This window comes from Halomonas sp. SCS19, from assembly GCF_040147015.1.
GTDB lineage: Bacteria > Pseudomonadota > Gammaproteobacteria > Pseudomonadales > Halomonadaceae > Halomonas > Halomonas litopenaei.
Window position 1 is genome coordinate 1 of the sequence record NZ_JAMSHN010000010.1, and the last position, 377, is coordinate 377.

General features: G+C 65.8%; 1 protein-coding gene. It reads right to left on the bottom strand.

From position 1 onward, the window contains the following. On the bottom strand, nt 1–377 hold a 377-nt coding region (locus NFH97_RS21155; protein ID WP_349625589.1), incomplete at both ends, for a VCBS domain-containing protein.

The following is a 377-nucleotide window of genomic DNA, read 5'->3' on the forward strand; positions in this document are numbered from 1 at the left end:
AAGTTGCCAGGCTGGGTCAGAGCCGCAGCATCCGCCGCGGAGCCCTCTTCCAGATTCGCTTCGCTGACAGAAACGTCGCTGCCTTCGCTCGCCAGGCCAGAGAGGCTGACGCCGTCGTCGGTGCCGGTCACGGTGATGGTCAGCGTCGCCGGTGAGGTGTCCCCATCGGCGTCAGTCAGGGTGTAGGCAAAGGTCTCGGTGAGGGTTTCCTTGCCGCTGAGAGCCTGCACCCGCGGATCGTCGTTGTCGAGCTGGTAGGTGTAGCTGCCGTCGCTGTTGAGCGTCAGCGTGCCGTAATGGCCGGCGCCTGTCGGCGCGTCCAGCGCTACGCTTGCCGGATCGGCATCAGTGGTGTCGGCGCCGGTGGTATCGTTGGA